Annotated in this window: 16 protein-coding genes; 8 read left to right on the forward strand and 8 right to left on the reverse strand. The window is 68.6% G+C overall.

The window, feature by feature from the left end; all coding sequences use genetic code 11:
* Window positions 1-185: 185 nt before the first annotated feature.
* The gene (locus DL519_RS37220) at window positions 186-653 is read left to right on the forward strand and encodes a cysteine dioxygenase (RefSeq protein WP_190821826.1); all 468 of its coding nucleotides are present in this window, start codon (window positions 186-188) and stop codon (window positions 651-653) included.
* Here the strand turns inward: DL519_RS37220 and DL519_RS37225 are convergent.
* The 3 genes from DL519_RS37225 to DL519_RS37235 are packed head-to-tail and all read right to left on the reverse strand — an operon-like array spanning window position 614 to window position 2,451.
* Window positions 614-1,315, reverse strand: coding sequence for an FMN-binding negative transcriptional regulator (locus DL519_RS37225; RefSeq protein ID WP_223839995.1), 702 nt, complete (start codon window positions 1,313-1,315; stop codon window positions 614-616). The two genes, DL519_RS37220 and DL519_RS37225, sit on opposite strands and share 40 nt — an antisense overlap.
* Window positions 1,316-1,366: 51 nt before the next feature.
* The gene (locus DL519_RS37230) at window positions 1,367-1,792 is read right to left on the reverse strand and encodes a GNAT family N-acetyltransferase (protein WP_190821828.1); all 426 of its coding nucleotides are present in this window, start codon (window positions 1,790-1,792) and stop codon (window positions 1,367-1,369) included.
* Window positions 1,789-2,451, reverse strand: a complete 663-nt coding sequence (locus tag DL519_RS37235; protein WP_223839996.1) for a pyridoxamine 5'-phosphate oxidase family protein — start codon at window positions 2,449-2,451, stop codon at window positions 1,789-1,791. Before DL519_RS37235 ends, DL519_RS37230 begins: the two co-directional genes overlap by 4 nt.
* A 60-nt stretch (window positions 2,452-2,511) precedes the next feature.
* Between DL519_RS37235 and pdxR the strand changes: the two genes are divergently transcribed.
* The 3 genes from pdxR (at window position 2,512) to DL519_RS37250 (ending at window position 6,769) form a co-directional block, all read left to right on the forward strand.
* Window positions 2,512-3,924, forward strand: coding sequence for a MocR-like pyridoxine biosynthesis transcription factor PdxR (gene pdxR, locus DL519_RS37240; protein ID WP_190821832.1), 1,413 nt, complete (start codon window positions 2,512-2,514; stop codon window positions 3,922-3,924).
* Between the two features lie 112 nt (window positions 3,925-4,036).
* Window positions 4,037-4,675, forward strand: a complete 639-nt coding sequence (locus tag DL519_RS37245; RefSeq protein WP_190815591.1) for an IS607 family transposase — start codon at window positions 4,037-4,039, stop codon at window positions 4,673-4,675.
* Between the two features lie 1,002 nt (window positions 4,676-5,677).
* Window positions 5,678-6,769 carry a D-alanine--D-alanine ligase family protein gene (locus DL519_RS37250; protein WP_190821834.1) on the forward strand — a complete coding sequence of 364 codons (1,092 nt, stop codon included), beginning with the start codon at window positions 5,678-5,680 and terminating at the stop codon, window positions 6,767-6,769.
* Window positions 6,770-6,922: 153 nt separating this feature from the next.
* On the opposite strand, the gene DL519_RS37255 is transcribed toward DL519_RS37250, so the two are convergent.
* Window positions 6,923-7,456: a DUF3515 domain-containing protein gene (locus DL519_RS37255; protein ID WP_317891420.1), complete on the reverse strand. Its 534-nt coding sequence runs from the start codon at window positions 7,454-7,456 to the stop codon at window positions 6,923-6,925.
* Window positions 7,457-7,588: 132 nt separating this feature from the next.
* On the reverse strand, window positions 7,589-7,822 hold the full coding sequence (locus DL519_RS37260; RefSeq protein WP_010305722.1) for an Lrp/AsnC family transcriptional regulator: 234 nt from the start codon (window positions 7,820-7,822) through the stop codon (window positions 7,589-7,591).
* A gap of 97 nt (window positions 7,823-7,919) precedes the next feature.
* Between DL519_RS37260 and DL519_RS37265 the strand changes: the two genes are divergently transcribed.
* Entirely contained in the window at window positions 7,920-8,885 is a 966-nt protein-coding gene (locus tag DL519_RS37265) for a thiamine-phosphate kinase (RefSeq protein ID WP_223839997.1), read from the forward strand.
* Between the two features lie 60 nt (window positions 8,886-8,945).
* Here the strand turns inward: DL519_RS37265 and DL519_RS37270 are convergent, their stop codons facing one another.
* On the reverse strand, window positions 8,946-10,283 hold the full coding sequence (locus DL519_RS37270; protein ID WP_190821838.1) for an MFS transporter: 1,338 nt from the start codon (window positions 10,281-10,283) through the stop codon (window positions 8,946-8,948).
* A gap of 372 nt (window positions 10,284-10,655) precedes the next feature.
* Between DL519_RS37270 and DL519_RS37275 the strand changes: the two genes are divergently transcribed.
* Window positions 10,656-11,330 (forward strand): uracil-DNA glycosylase, encoded by a 675-nt coding sequence (locus tag DL519_RS37275; protein ID WP_190821840.1) that lies wholly within the window; start codon window positions 10,656-10,658, stop codon window positions 11,328-11,330.
* 107 nt (window positions 11,331-11,437) lie between these two features.
* Window positions 11,438-12,025, forward strand: a complete 588-nt coding sequence (locus tag DL519_RS37280; protein ID WP_190821842.1) for an Rv1733c family protein — start codon at window positions 11,438-11,440, stop codon at window positions 12,023-12,025.
* A 173-nt stretch (window positions 12,026-12,198) separates the two neighbouring features.
* Here the strand turns inward: DL519_RS37280 and rpmB are convergent, their stop codons facing one another.
* Complete coding sequence (gene rpmB, locus DL519_RS37285) at window positions 12,199-12,390, reverse strand: 50S ribosomal protein L28 (RefSeq protein WP_093262649.1); 192 nt, start codon at window positions 12,388-12,390, stop codon at window positions 12,199-12,201.
* Between the two features lie 290 nt (window positions 12,391-12,680).
* Here rpmB and DL519_RS37290 point away from each other — a divergent pair, with 290 nt between their 5' ends.
* Window positions 12,681-14,234 (forward strand): DAK2 domain-containing protein, encoded by a 1,554-nt coding sequence (locus DL519_RS37290; RefSeq protein WP_190821843.1) that lies wholly within the window; start codon window positions 12,681-12,683, stop codon window positions 14,232-14,234.
* Window positions 14,235-14,515: 281 nt separating this feature from the next.
* Here DL519_RS37290 and DL519_RS37295 read toward each other — a convergent pair whose 3' ends face one another.
* Window positions 14,516-15,607 (reverse strand): IS630 family transposase, encoded by a 1,092-nt coding sequence (locus DL519_RS37295; RefSeq protein ID WP_190812538.1) that lies wholly within the window; start codon window positions 15,605-15,607, stop codon window positions 14,516-14,518.
* Window positions 15,608-15,714: the final 107 nt, after the last annotated feature.

A 15,714-nucleotide genomic window follows, 5' to 3' on the forward strand; every position in this document is an offset into this window, starting at 1 on the left:
GTTCAGGGCGTGTTGTTGCGTGCTATGACTGATCGACGGGGTCACATCGACCTGCGCCGCGTCGCCAGCGCGCTCTGTCTGTGTTCTTCGTGTTGATCGTTCTCCCGTAATTCCCGGGTGTTTCCGGCGTGCCGGTGCGCGCGCTGACGGCCCGGGGCTCATCACGATCCCGAAGGACAACCGCCGTGTTCGCCGTTCCTCCGAATACCGTTGCCGCGCCTGCCGATCTCACCATCGCGCACCCGGTCCGCATCGCCCGTGAACTCGCCGCCGACCGCGGCTCGTGGACGCGCCTGCTGCGCTACGACCCGGACCAGCGGTGGTCCGGCCTGATCACGCGTACCGAGAGCTACGAGGCGTGGCTGCTGAGCTGGCTGCCGGGCCAGCGCACCGATCTGCACGACCACGGCGGCGCCACCGGCGCCTTCACCGTGGTCACCGGCACCCTGACCGAGCGCGTCGTCCAACGCGGTGGCAACGAGGTGCTGCACCCGCTGGTCGCGGGCCAGTCCCGCGTCTTCGGCCCGAACTACGTGCACCAGGTGCACAACAACGGCCCGGACCCGGCGGTGAGCATCCACGTCTACCGGCCCACCCGCGCCCGGATGACCCTCTACACCAACGACCCCGTCACCGGCCTCAGCCAGGAGTGACCGACATCGCGGGTCCGCAGTTTCAGTCGAAACTGCGGATTTCCGGCACCGTCAGGATTTCGGCGCGCCGTCGCATGCGGCGGAGTTGTCGGGCGGCCGTGGCCCGGTCCCGGGACCGGGCCTTTCGACCAGCCGGCGGGCGACCGAGCCCTGCAGCGACACCGATTTAGATTTAGCGACACCGATTTGTTGTCGCCGTACTTGAACTTCGCCGTCACCGACTCGACGTGCAGGACCACGCCGCGGATTCCCTTGAGCATCCGGTGGAACGGACCGTCGTGCGCGGCGATCTCGGCAGTCTCGCCCGCCGGCTGGAAGCGCTCCACCTGGCGTTGCAGCAGGGCGGCCTTGGCAGCCGGGTCGTCCACCGGCTCCGCTTCGCCCGAGAGCTGCACGCTGGCGTAGTGGCTCGTCGGCACGCCCGAGCTGGTCGGGGTGTCGCCCTCGGCCCGCCACGGGCCGGGGATGTAGGCGTAGTCGTCCACAATCGACAGCACGCAGCGCGGATCGGTGCTCCAGCGTGCGCCAGATCGGGTTGGGGGCGCGTGAGGTGCAGCAGGATTCGGTCGCCGTCGAGCACGAAGTGCGCCGGCCGCACGACCGGTCGCCGGTCCGGGGCCACGGCCACCAGCTGGCCGAAGTCGTGCCCCTCGGCCAGCCATCGCTGCCACTCCTGCTCGTCGTGGTCGGCATCCCAGGGGTGGACGAGCGTTTCAGGCCTCCTGCGTGGGCTTCGCGAAGTGCAGGGACCGGATCGCGAACCCGGTCCCGAGGTAGCGGCGGTGCGCATCGTGGCGCTGGGTGCCCGAATCCAGGTGGATCTGCCCGACTCCGAGCCTGCGGGCCTCCTCGTCGATCCAGGCGAGCAGCGCGCCCGCGTGCCCCTGCTTCCTAGCCGTCGGCAACGTGACGACGTCGTCCACGTAGAGATAGTGACCCCACACGAACGACTGCCCGGTGCGGAATCCGGTGACGGCGGCGATCTCACCGCTGGCGTCGAGCGACGCGATCAACCGGTAGCCCGCAGCCTGCTGCTGCTTCGCCTGCGCGAGGAAGTCCTCCAGCGAAGCCAGATCCGGCCGCAACTCCCGGAGCACCGGGTACGCGGGTGCGGCATCTTCCAGCTCCACGATGCTCATGCCGGTTGCTCCCGTTCGCCGACGTGCGACGGAACCTCGAATCCCGACGGGAGGTCCGCCGACGGTTCCGGCGCGCCCCAGTGCGTTCGCAGCGGGAGCACCCCGGCCCAGGCCGTGGCCTCCTCGACGTCCTCGGCGTCGTCGTTGGGCCCGCCGTTGCGGATCTTCACAGCCGCCTCGGCGAGGTCGACGGCGATGACCGCCGTCGCAGCCAGCTCCCTCTTGTTCGGCTGCCGCGCGTGCTCCCACGAACCGGGCGCGAGCTGCTCGCTGATCACCCGCAGCGCCTGCAGCTTCTCGTCGGCGTCGGTGACGTCCCGGGCGCGTCCGTGGATCATCGCGGAGCGGAAGTTCACGGAGTGGTGGAACAGCGAGCGTGCGTAGACGATCCCGTCGAGGTGGGTGACGGTGACGCAGACCTCGACGCCTTCGGCGGCCTCTCGCAGGCTGCGCGCACCGGTCGAACCGTGGACGTAGAGAGTGTCGCCGCTGCGGCCGTAGCCGGTGGGCAGCACCCGGGGAGAACCGTCGATCAGCAGCCCGAGGTGGCAGATCAGGCCCGCGTCCAGCGTGGCGTGCAGGTCGCTGCGCTCGGTGCGGGCCCGCTCGCTGCCGCGACGGATGGTGGTCCGGTCTGTGGTGGAGAGCTGTCGGGTCACGTGGAACAGGATCTTTAAGAAAGTGGCATTATCGAAGTGCCAATCAGGGAGAATTTCAAAATGCCACATTCCGTGCCCGCGGCCAGCTCGCCGCTGCTGGAGCTGGCCATCGAGCTGCACCGCGACGACCGCCGACCGCTCGCCGTGCAGCTCGCCGACGCGCTGCGGCATGCGGCGACGAAGGGGCAGCTCCGCGGTGGCGACCGCCTGCCGTCCACGCGCGCGCTCGCGCGCCACCTCGCGGTGAGCCGCACCGTGACAGCCGCCGCCTACGAGCAGCTGCACGCCGAGGGCTGGATCGCCGGTCGGCGCGGCTCGGGCACCTACGTCACCACCAGCCCGCCCGGCTCTCAGACCGAGGCCGCCGCAGGAGCCAAGCACGGCGAAAGCCGACCGGACGAACCGGCGGTCGTGCTGACACCCGGCGTGCCGTGGGTGGAGGGCATCGACCGGGCGGCGTGGCGCCGGGCCTGGCGCGCGGCGGCCGACACCGGGCCCGATTCCAGGCCGCATCGTGCCGGGGCGGTCGAGTACCGCGAAGCCATCGTCGAACACCTGCTGCGGCACCGCGGTCTGGTCGTCGGCGGCCTGACGGTGGAGAACGTGCTGGCCACCGCCGGCACCACGTCGGCCGTCTTCGAACTGGCATCCGCGGTGCTGCGCCGAGGCGCGACGGTCGCCGTGGAGGAGCCCGGCTACCAGCGAGCGGTGGGTGCGCTGCGGGCGGCGGGCGTGCGGGTGGTGCCGGCTCCCGTCGACCACGCGGGAATCGTGGTCGATGCCATTCCGCGCGGCGTGCGGGCGGTCTACTGCTCGCCCGCGCACCAGTACCCGATCGGCGGCCGGCTGCCCGCGGAGCGCCGGATCGCCCTGGTGGAGCGGGCGCGTGCCGAGGGCTGGCTGATCATCGAGGACGACTACGACGGCGAGCTCCGCTACGACGTGGCGCCGCTGCCGGTGCTCGCGTCGATGGCCCCGGACGTCGTCGTGCACCTGGGCACGACCAGCAAGATCCTCACCCCGACACTGGGAGCTGGCTGGATGCTGGCACCAGACAAGGTCGCCGCTTCGGTGCTGCAGCACCGGGATCTCACCGGCACCAGCCCGGCCCCGGCGGGGCAGCGCGTGCTGGTGGAACTCGCGCGCCACGGGGACCTGGGGCGTCACCTGCGGCGGCTGCGGCGAGAACTCTCGCAGCGCCGGGCACTCGTGGTGGACAAGCTCGCCGCCGAGGGCGTCGAGGTGTTCGGGGACCGGGCCGGGGCGCACGTGGTGCTGCCGCTGCCGGACGCGGAGACCGAGCAGCGGGTGGTCGCGGCGGCCGCCGAACGTGGCCTGGTGCTCGACGGGCTGCGACGCCACCACTGCGGTCCGCAGCAGTGGTTCGGGTTGGCGCTCGGCTACGCCGCGTGCTCGCGCAGCGAACTGGAACGCGCGCTGCCGATCCTGGCCCAGCTGTGCGGAAAGAGGTGACGCACTTCGCCAGGTCAGGCGCTTGCCGGGCGGAACTCGCTTGCGTCGTCGCGGGTTGGGCGCTGTTTCCTAGGTTATCGGTCGTTGTTGGTCGTTCCGGTATGTTTCGGGCATGACTGATCGTTTGGTGTCGGCCACGATAGCGGCCCGGATGTTGGGGGTTTCGACGCGAACGTTGCGTCGCTATACCCAGCAGGGAGTGCTGCCGGATCGTCGTTCTGCTGGTGGTCGCCGGGTGTTCTCGGTGGCGGAGTTGGAGGATGTCCGCCGCAGGCGTGGATCGGTACCGCCTGTTGAGGGCGTGGTGTTGTATGCGCGGGTGTCCTCGCAGCGCCAGCGCCGCGAGGGTGATCTTGACCGGCAGATCACGCGATTGCGGCACGCTACCGAGGGCCGTGTCGTGGTGGGGGAATTCTGGGACGTGGCGTCTGGACTCTCGGATGGTCGTCGTGGTTTTCGGCGTGCTCTTGATGCCTGCCGGCGTCCCGAGGTGGCGACGTTGGTGGTGGAACACGAGGAGCGTTTAGCCCGGTTCGGTATCGGGGTGATCCGGGATGTGTTGTTGCCCGCGTTCGGCGTTGATCTGGAGGTAACCGGTACGGATGAGGAGTGGGATTCGTCGGCGGAGTTGGAGTCGGAGTTGGTGCGGGACATGGTGGCGGTGGTGACGTCGTTTTCGGGCCGGTTGTATGGGCCGCGGTCAGCGAAGCAACGCCGAGTGATCCACTGCGTGAAACAGGCGGTAGAGTAGGCCATTGCTGGACACGCGGTGGGAGGTGCGGTGAGGGGTGAGGTGGTGGCACGACGAAAGCTTCGGCTGATCGCTGCGCCGTTCACCGTGGCCGCGCCATCCGGAGCGCGTATCCGCGATCGTCTCCGGGTGTCGGCTGTTGATGAGAAGGTGCTGATCCTGGTGGGACAGCATCTTGGTTCTCTCGCCCGATCCGACCTGGCTGAACGGGTCTGTATCGGCGATGCGGCGGCGAAGCACACCCAACGAGCACGACGCAAGAGGAATCTCACCGCCCGGTGTTCGTCACGGTGGGCTGGTGCGATCACCCGGGCATCCGAGGACCAGTACCGGTTATCCCTGCGGTGCCTGGGCGCTCCAGAAAACCGGTCTCACCAGGGCAATCCGCGCTGTCGAACAACGTCTGGCCGCGCCATGGCGGGAAGCGGCGGGGGCGTGTTCGCGGCTATGCGGATCGCGACGAGCGTGTCGGTAAGCAGCGTCGCGTTCAGGTCCTCTAGGCCCGGCTTGCCCGCGTCGGGCAGCGCATCAGCGAACGCAGGTGACCGCCGTGAGTGCTTTTGGGTGCTATGGCACCCTAAAACACTCACGGGTGTTCTTCCGCCACGCGAAGGTGGCCATCGGCAGACGTGCCCACCAGCATCGGTTGCGGCGTCGGCCAGGTGTGACCCGGACACGACCAGAGGATCGTGGCGGGAGAGCTACCGGCCAGACCGCACCCGCGCTGACGGGCACCCGGGCAACACCAGCACCAAGGACAGCGGGCACACCACACCGTGGTGACAAGACCATGCTGGGCCGAGGTGACCAACTCGTGTTGTTCCCAGATCTCCACGACTGTTCGGGAGATCACCGGATCAGTCCGGCTCCGGATGACGTGACCAATAATGGCCACTCACCCTAGGAACGGTTCCGAGTCGAAGATCACGCGCGTCCCGCCTCGAGGTCTCCAACCAAGCCTTTGTGAAACGACCTCCGAATGCGGCAGGTATGGTCCGGCGCATGACACAGCGCAAGACCCGGGTGGCCGTCGTCTTCGGCGGACGCAGCACCGAGCACGGCATCTCCTGCGTGTCCGCCGGTAGCGTGCTCGCGCACCTGGACCAGGACCGCTTCGCGATCCTGCCGGTCGGCATCACCCGCGAGGGCGCTTGGGTGCTGGGCACCGACGACCCGAAGCAGCTGGAGATCCGGGACCGCCAGGCGCCCGAGGTCGCGGCGAACACGGCCATCGCGCTGCCCGGCGACCCCACCCGCCGTGAGCTGGTGCTGCTGGAGCCGGGCCGGGGCGGCGAGGTGCTGTCGTCGGTCGACGTGGTGTTCCCGGTGCTGCACGGCGCGTTCGGCGAGGACGGCACCATCCAGGGGTTGCTGGAGATGGCCGACGTGCCTTACGTCGGGCCGGGCGTGCTCTCAAGCGCCGTGTCGATGGATAAGGAGTACACCAAGAAGCTGCTCGCCGCGGAGGGCTTGGAGGTGGGGCGCTACGAGGTGCTGCGCCGCGACCAGGCCACGCTGGACGACGCGCAGCGCGAGCGGCTCGGGCTGCCGGTGTTCGTCAAGCCGGCGCGGGCCGGGTCGTCGCTGGGCATCACCAAGGTCGACGACTGGGCCGAGCTGGACGCGGCGATCGCCGAGGCGCGGCGCACCGACCCGAAGGTGATCATCGAGGCGGCTGTGGTGGGCCGCGAGATCGAGTGCGGCGTGCTGGAGTTCCCGGACGGCCGGATCGAGGCCTCACAGCCCGCCGAACTCCGGGTGACCGGCGATTCCGACTGGTACGACTACGAATCCAAGTACCTCGACGACGTCACCGAGTTCGACATCCCGGCCAAGATCGGCGACGACGCGATCGAGGAGCTGCGCGATGCCGCGGTGCGCGCCTTCCGCGCCCTGGAGTGCCAGGGCCTGGCGCGGGTCGACTTCTTCCTCGCCGAGGACGGCCGGCTGATCGTCAACGAGGTCAACACGATGCCGGGCTTCACGGCTATCTCGCTCTACCCGCGGATGTGGGCGCACACGGGCATCGACTACCCGACCCTGCTGACCACGCTGATCGAAACGGCGATCGCCCGAGGCACCGGCCTCCGCTGACGAAAAGTCGAAGCGAACGGCCTGTTCGCCGCGCTAGAAGGCGCACACGGTCCGTTCGCTCCACAACCGAGTTGACGCGAACGGCCCGTTCGTTCCGTTAGGCGGTGCGAATGGGCCGTTCACGTCCGAGCAGTCCCCGTTCGAAGGCGCCGGTCAGGGGAAGACCGGTTGCTTGGGGAGGGCGTTGCGGAGGATCTTGGAAAGGTCCTGGAGGGGCCCGGTTCCGGTGCGCTCCGGAGCGGTGAGCGCGACGTACACCGGGCGGTCGACCGCCAGCCACGAGGTGTCGCCACCTTGGTTGATCTCCAGCCAGCTGACGCCGAAGACGTCCACCAGCTGCGCCGTCGGCGTCAGCTCCGCGGGCGCGTCGATGCCGCAGCGCACCGTCAGCGGGTCGTGCTTCGCATCTCCCCAGGCGACGGCTCCCGCCGCCGCCGGCTCCGCCAGCGCGCGGCGCGGTACGAGCTCGTCGCCTACGGCGAACTCGCTCGGCAGCGCCGCGAGCACCGTCGCGCACTCCTGCGACGACGCCTTCGGCGCCGGGACCGGAGCGAGCGGAAGCGGCCCGCTTCGCCGGGCCGCTTCCGCTTCTGCTGCAGCTTTTTGCGCCTGGTGCTCGCCATACCAGCCGTACGCGCCGATACCGGCGACCGCTAGGGCGAGGAGTGCGCCGAGCGTGATCGCCACGATCAACACCGGCCGGGGCAATCCGGGCGCTGATTGGTGAACCACGTCGTCCACTACAGCACGGCCGTTGCCGGGTGTGGCCACCGGCCCGGCCGTGCTCCTACCGGGTGCGGGCTGCCCACCCGCGGGTCGTCAGAGGTGCACTACAGGACAGGTGAGGGTCCGGGTGATGCCTTCGACGTTCTGGATCTTGGCGACGACCATCTTGCCGAGCTGGTCGACGTTCTCGGCTTCGGCGCGCACGATCACGTCGTACGGACCGGTAACGTCCTCGGCGCTGATGACGCCCGGCGAGCCGGCGATCTCGTTGGCGACCGCGGCGGCCTTGCCGACTTCGGTCTGGATGAGTATGTATGCCTGAACCACGGCGTGCCCCTTCGTCTTGCCGATGTGCTCGGGGTATGAAACTGGCAGAAAGCTACCCCATTGGACCGAGCGGATGCTCAAGGAAGGAAGGTCCCAGTTGGGTCCTGATTCGTCGCAGGACGCACAGACCGTTTCCCAGTTGGGTGAGTTCGGTCTCATCGATCGGGTGACTGCCGGGCGACCGCAGTCACCGGGCACGTTACTCGGGCCGGGGGACGACGCGGCCGTCCTGGCCGCCCCAGACGGCCGCGTGGTGGCTACCACCGACGTGCTGGTGGAACAGGTGCACTTCCGTTTCGACTGGTCGACACCGCACCAGGTCGGCCGCAAGGCGGTCGCGGTGAACCTGTCGGACATCGCCGCGATGGGCGCGGTGCCCACCGGCCTGCTGGTGGGCCTGGCCTGCTCGCCGGACCTGCCGACGAGCGTGGCCGACGAGCTCCTCGGGGGCATGTGGGAAGAAGCACAGCAGGTCGGCATCGGCATCATCGGCGGCGACATGGTGTCGGCGACCTCACTGACAATCTCGATCACAGCGCTGGGCGACCTGCAGGGCCGGGAGCCGGTGACGCGGTCGGGCGCACGGCCCGGCGACGTGGTCGCGGTGGCCGGGCGGCTCGGCTGGTCGGCGGCCGGTCTGGCCGTGCTGGGGCGGGGTTTCCGCTCGCCGGTCGCGGTCGTCGGCGCGCACCGCGTCCCGGAGCCGCCCTACGCGGCAGGACCGCAGGCGGCCGTCGCCGGCGTGACGTCCATGGTGGACACCTCGGATGGGCTGCTGGCCGATCTCGGGCACATCGCCGCGGCGTCGCAGGTGGCCATCGACATCCGCACCGACCAGATCGAGGTGCCGCAGCGGCTGAACGAGGTCGCCTCCGCGCTGGGCGCGGACGCCCGCCACTGGGTGCTCACCGGCGGCGAGGACCAGGCGCTGGTGGCGACGTTCCCGCCGGGGCGCCCGCTGCCGGAGGGCTGGCGCGCGCTCGGGGTCGTCGCCGAGGGCTCCGGGGTCACGGTGGACGGCGGCGAGTACGAGGGTTCGGCGGGCTGGGAGCACTGGCGCTAGGCCGAGACGCGAAGAACCCCGATGCGCCGCGGCACATCGGGGTTCTTCGCGTCTCGGACGTCAGTTCGCCGGCGATGCCGACGTGGCAGGTGCGTCCTGCATCAGCGGCTTCTTCGCCGTCTCCTTCATCAGCAGGATCGGCACCAGCGCCACCAGGGCCGCGGCCATCAGGTAGAAGGCCGGGAACATGGTGTTGCCGGTCGAGGTGACCACGGCGTCGTTGACCAGCGGTGCGGTTCCGCCGAAGGCCGCCGTGGAGATGTTGTAGCCGATGCAGAAGGCCGCGTAGCGGACCTTCGTCGGAAACATCGCCGGGAGCGTCGCCGCCAGCGGTCCGATCAGCTGCACGTGCCCGATCGCGAGCAGGCCCAACCCCAGGATCGTGGTCAGCACGGTGCCCTGGGAGATCAGCAAGAACGCCGGGATCGGCAGCACGATGAAGCAGATCGCCGCGGACAGGAACAGCGGCTTGCGGCCGATCCGGTCCGACAGCGCGCCCACCGGAGTGATGATCACCAGCATGAACACGACCGTGAGCAGCAGCGGGAGCAGCACCTGGTACTCCTGGCCGTCCGGCACGTGGAGCGCGTCCCCGAGGTACGTCTCCATGTAGGTCAGGATCGTGTAGTTGGCGACGTTGATCAGCACCACGATGCCCATCAGGATCAGCAGCTGCCGCCACCATTCCTTGATCAGGTCCTTAAGCGGCGACTTGGCGACCTGGTGGGTCGCTTCCAGGTTCTTGAACGCTGGGGTGTCCTCCAGCTTGCTCCGCAGGTAGAGGCCGACGGCGCCGAGCGGCCCGGCGATCAGGAACGGAATGCGCCAACCCCAGCTTTCCATCGAGGCGCTGTCCAAATTCAAGATCAGGATCGTCGGAACCAGTGCACCGAATCCGAATCCGACGAGGGTGCCGAATTCCAGCCAGCTTCCCCAGAAGCCGCGGCGGCGGTCCGGCGCGAACTCGGCGATGTAGGTCGCGGCGCCGCCGTATTCACCGCCGGTGGAGAAGCCCTGCAACAGCCGGCACAGCAGCAACAGCATCGGAGCGAAGATGCCGATGGTCCCGTAGGTGGGCAGCAGACCGATGACGAACGTCGAGCCGGACATCAGCAGGATCGTCACCGCCAGCACCTTCTGCCTGCCGATCCGGTCGCCCAGCGGCCCGAAGAACAGGCTGCCCAGCGGCCGGAACAGGAAGGAGATGGCGAAGACACCGAAGGCCGAGACGGTCTCCAGCGGGCCGGGGAAGAACTGGTGGCCGACGTATGCGGCCACATACGCATATACGCCGAAGTCGTACCACTCCGTGCAGTTGCCGATTGCCGCTGCGCTGACCGCGCGGCGGAGCAGGGATCGCTGCTCCGCTGATGTTTCGGCTGTTTCCTGCGAAGTCATGAGTTTTCGGCCCACCTCCGGGTCATGCCATCCGCCCCCCACGGGTCATTCGAACTCCGGTGAACCTAGCCGAGCGACCTGGGGGGATGCCACCAAAAGACCGGGATTGCGTTATTCCGATGTTATTTCCTTTATGCAAAACGTCACCGATCGGACGGCCTGCGCGTTGTGCCGCGGAGTCGCTGATTTGACAGCCCAATTTGCTGGATGACGGGCGAAAATGATGCTTTCGTGTGACAGCCAGATACGGATGTGTGCGATATCGCGCGACGTGTTACTTCGATCGAGTGTGACTTGCAACACGTAGACTGATTTGCGGTCGATCTTGGGGCTGTCGCGAGGTCGATCTCCGTCGCTCGCTAGGGTGCTCGCATGACCGCACGTCCGCTGCACGAGCTCGTGGAGGCCGGGTGGGCGAAAGCCCTGGAACCGGTCGCCGATCAGATCAAGAAGATGGGCGAGTTCCTGCGCACCGAGGTCGCCGAGGGCAGGACGTACCTGCCCGCCCCGGAGAACGTGCTCCGCGCCTTCCAGCAGCCGTTCCATGACGTGCGGGTGCTGATCGTCGGCCAAGACCCGTACCCGACGCCCGGGCACCCGGTCGGCCTGAGCTTCTCCGTCGCGCCCGGCGTCGCGCCGCCACGCAGCCTGGTCAACATCTACCGCGAGTACACCGAGGACCTCGGCCACCCCGAGCCCTCCAGTGGTGACCTCACGCCTTGGACCGAGCGCGGCGTGCTGCTGCTCAACAGGTCGTTGACGGTCCGGCCCGGCAAGCCCGGCTCGCACCGCAGCAAGGGCTGGGAAGAGGTCACCGCGCAGGCGATCCGCGCGCTGGCCGCCCGGGAAGAGCCGCTGGTGGCGGTCCTGTGGGGGCGCGACGCCCGCGACCTGCGCCCGCTGATGCCCGGAGTGGAGTGCGTCGAATCGCCGCACCCCAGCCCGATGTCGGCCGACCGCGGCTTCTTCGGCTCCCGCCCGTTCAGCCGGGTCAACGAGATCCTCGCCGGCCGCGGCGCCGAGCCCGTGGACTGGAAGCTGCCCTAGCCGGCCCGCGACCCGTTCTGCCTGGTCGCGGCGTATGGATTTCGGTTCCGCCCGGTCGTACATTGGCCCTTGCCGGGAGATTCGTTCGGGGCGGAAGAAGGCTCGTTATGGGAGCCGGCCGGAGCGAAAGCGACCTGCGGCGTCGGGTCCGCGGGATATTTCCGGGCGCGAATCCGCTGCGGCGGCGCACCGACTATTTCGAACCCGTCGCGCTGCTGGTGGTCGTGCTGATCGCGATCGTCACGGTGGTGGCGTCCATCGTCATCGCGCAGTCCGAGCTGCGCGACCGGCTCGGCGAGGCGGATCGGGAGCAGGCCGCCAAGCACCAGGTGGTGGCGACGGTCGTCGCGGAGGTCGGTAATTCCAGCGGGAACGCGCAGCGGCCGGTAGCGGTGCGCTGGGGGCAGCCGCCGGACGAGCACTTCGCGGTCATCGAGCTGCCGGCGCGAACCCCGGCGGCAGGCACCGTCCCGGTGTGGCTGGACCAGCAGGGTCAGCTGACCGCGCCACCGCTCACCCGCGCCGAGGCGACCCAAGCCGCCGGGCTGGCCGGGGCAGGCGTGCTGATCGGTTCGGCGATGTTCACCGGGGTGGCGCTGGCCGGGCTGAGGTTGTTCGTGACCCGCATGCGGATCGCCGCGTGGGCCGCGGAGTGGGAGAAGGTCGGGCCCCAGTGGCGGAACCACGCTTCGTGAGCCAGGGCACGCGGTCGCTTTGCGCCGCGGTGCAGGTCGCGCGCGATGAAAAGGGGCAGCGGCTCAGGCCGCCTGCCTGACGTCGAGGCGCAGTTCAGTGCGTGGGACTCGGACGGAGTGCGCACGCAGAAAACCCCGAGGCGCTCGGCCTCGGGGTTTCGCGCGCAATCACATCAACCGCGGACGACCTTGCCGGCCTTCAGGCAAGAGGTGCACACGTTCATGCGCTTGCGCTGCGAAAGACCGATCTTGGCGTGCACGGTCTGAATGTTCGGGTTCCACCGGCGCTTGGTCTTCCGGTGGGAGTGCGAGACCGAGTTGCCGAAGCCTGGTCCCTTCCCGCAGACGTCGCAGACGGCAGCCACGTCAGACACCCCTTACTTTGCTTGACGGTTACAGCGATGAGAGCCGCAAGCGCATCACCCTCGCCTGAGGGCACTTGCGTGAGCGCTTGCTCTTCACCGCCGTAGCCGGCGGCCTCCCGGAGAGCCCGGTCGCCCGGGGTCATCGCCACCCTGGGACCGGATCAGTCTAGCCCACCGGTTAGGGCGCATTCAGCAGAGGGGGGGACGAGTGCCGACGCGGGCCGAACCCGGCGCGGACAGCGACTAGTCTCGGATAATCCGATCCTAGGTGGTTGCGTGGGAGGTCGCGGGTGTTGCGGACGCTGACTGCGGCGGCTGCCCGCCGGTGGGCGGACCTGGCGCTGGCCGCGCTGGTCGCCGAGCGCGATGCGATCGACCGGATCAACGTCTACCCGGTCGCCGACGGAGACACCGGCACCAACCTGCTGCAGACGATGCGCGTGGCGGTGGAAACGCTGGACGCGGTCGAGCCGGACACGCTCGGCGGTGTCCTCGACGCGCTGTCCAAGGGCGCGCTCGGTGGTGCGTGCGGGAACTCGGGCATGCTGCTGTCGCAGGCCCTGCGCGGGATCGCCGAGTCGCTGCGCGACGTCGCGGAGGCGGACGGCCGAGCGCTCGGCGCGGCGCTGGTCCGCGCCGATGGGCTGGCCAGGCAGGCCGTTGCCGAACCCGTCGAGGGCACGGTGCTGTCGGTGTTGCGCGCTGCGGCGCGTGCGGCGGTTGGTTCGGACGAGCTGGAAGTGGTCGTGCACGAGGCGACCCGAGCGGCCATCGGCGCACTGGCTGCGACGCCCGGGCAGCTCGCGGTGCTCTCCGACGCCGGTGTCGTCGATGCCGGCGGGCGGGGCTTGGTGATCATGCTCGACGCGCTCCATGCGGTGGTTCGCGACGGCGAGTGGCTCGCGCCGAAGGCTCCGGTCCCGGGGGATTCGGGAGTGCTGGAGCACGAGTCGCAGTACGAGTACGAGATCATGTACCTGCTCGCCGACACCGATCAGGATCGGGTCTCGGCGCTGCGGGAAGCGTTGTGCGGGCTCGGTGACTGCGTGTCCGCGGTCGGTGACGGCGGGGCTTCCTGGGCCGTGCACGTGCACTGCGACGACATCGGCGCGGCGATCGAGGCGGGCATCGAGGCCGGGCGCGTGCACAGGATCAAGGTCACCAGGTTCGCCGACCAGCAGGCCGCTTTCGCACGGGACGTCGCGGTGCTCGCCTGCGTTCCCGGCGGCGCGCTGGGGGAGCTGTTCGCCGCGGAGGGCGCCGACGTGCTGGTCGTCGGTACGGAGTTAACCGCGGACGGGCTGCGCGAGGCCTTCGATTCGACCGGTGCCGCGCACGTTGTGGTGTTGCCCAACGACGCGGCGACGGCCGCCGTGGTGGAGCGGTCCGGGGTGATCGGCGAGGGGCAGGACGTGGTGGTGGTGCCGATGGCGTCGCCGGTGCAGGGGCTGGCCGCGCTCGCGGTGCACGACCCGAGCCGCCGCCGGGCCGATGACCAGGTGGCGATGGCCGAGGCGGCGGCCGCGACCCGGCGCGGCGAGCTGCGCATCGCCGATGCCGAGGCGTTGACCTGGGTCGGCCGTTGCCTGCCCGGCGACGTGCTCGGGTTGATCGACGGCGAGGTCGTGCTCATCGGCGACGACGTGTCGGCCGCGGCCCGCGATCTCGTCACCAGGATGCTCGCCATCGGTGGCGAGCTGCTCACCGCGCTGGTCCAGGCGGATGCCCCGGAGGGGCTGCCGGATGCGCTGGCCGAGCACCTCCGGCACGCCCATCCCGAGGTGGAATTCGCCTGCTACCCGGGCGGCGACCTCGGCGCCCTGCTCCTCGTCGGCGTCGAGTAGCGCCCGTTCCGATCGGTTGTGTGCGTGGGCTGAGCCCGTTGGGGACCTCGTTCTGTCTGGAGGTTCCAGTGGCAGCTCCAGCGGAAGCGGCCTGGTTCCGCCGCGCCGGTGTGAAGCGGACGGCCTGTTCACTCCGGCTAGGAGCCTGTTGCGTTTTCGGCGAAAACGGCTGAACCGAAGTACCAAATCAGTCTCGATCGCCGCCGTTTGTCCGCCAGTGGCCATCTCAGCCGTGATCGATCGATCACGGTCCGTGGTGGGCGTAATTTTGCAACAGGCTCCTAGTGTCCTGCGCCGGAGATGCGTTGACAATATGATCGGAGTGACTCCAAGATCTCGTCAGCGTTCTTGGTCCAGATGAACGGCCGGGGATCGTTGTTCCACTCGTCGATCCAGTTGCGGATATCGGCCTCGAGTGCCTGGACGCTGGTGTGCACGCCGCGTTGCAGGAGTTTGGTGGTCAATTCGCCGAACCAGCGTTCGACCTGGTTGATCCAGGACGATCCGGTCGGGATGAAGTGGATTTGGAATCGAGGATGCTTCGCTAGCCATTTCTGGATGATCTCAGTTTTGTGGGTGGCGTAGTTGTCACAAATGACATGGACGCCTAACTCCGCCGGTACGGTCTTGTCGATCTTGGTGAGAAATTTGCGGAACTCGACCGAGCGGTGCCGGCGGTGCAGCGAGGAGATGACCTTGCCGGTGGCGATGTCGAAGGCGGCGAACAGGCTGGTGACGCCGTGACGGACGTAGTCGTGGGTGCGCCGCTCGGGCATGCCAGGCATCATCGGCAACACCGGCTGGGACCTCTCCAGCGCTTGCACCTGGGATTTCTCATCGGTGCACAGAACCACTGCGTTCTCGGGCGGGTTCATATACAGGCCGACGACGTTACGGACCTTCTCGATGAACTGCGGATCGGTAGAGAGCTTGAATGTGTCGGCCAAGTGGGGTTTAAGGTTGAACGCTTTCCAGATCCGTCCCACGGTCGATTTACTCAGCCCGGAACGCTTCGCCATCGATGTACGCGACCAATGCGTCGCGTTGTTCGGTTTCTCTTCCAACGTCGAGACGACCACCTTCTCCACCTGTTCGTCGGTGATCTTCCGCGGCGCGCCTGGGCGATCCTCGTCGACCAACCCCTTCAGTCGTCGCTGGACAAACCGCGACCGCCACTTGCCCACCGTCGGCCGCGACACCCGCAACTTCTCGGCGACATCCACATTGGACAAACCATCGGCGCATGCCAGCACAATCCGACACCGCAACGCCAAAGCCTGCGAACTCTTCGCCCGCCGAGCCCAACGCTGCAACGTCGAACGCTCATCGTCGGTCAGCACCAACTCAGCCTTCGGCCGCCCAGTCCTCGCCATTCCCGCAGTATAGCCATTTCGACCATGAATTTCCGGTGCAGGACACTAGATGGCGCGATCGGTCCGTTCGCTTCAGCCAGCCCTTCCAGGACAGCCTCCATAGCGCC

The organism is Saccharopolyspora pogona (genome assembly GCF_014697215.1).
Taxonomy (GTDB): Bacteria; Actinomycetota; Actinomycetes; order Mycobacteriales; family Pseudonocardiaceae; genus Saccharopolyspora; species Saccharopolyspora hattusasensis.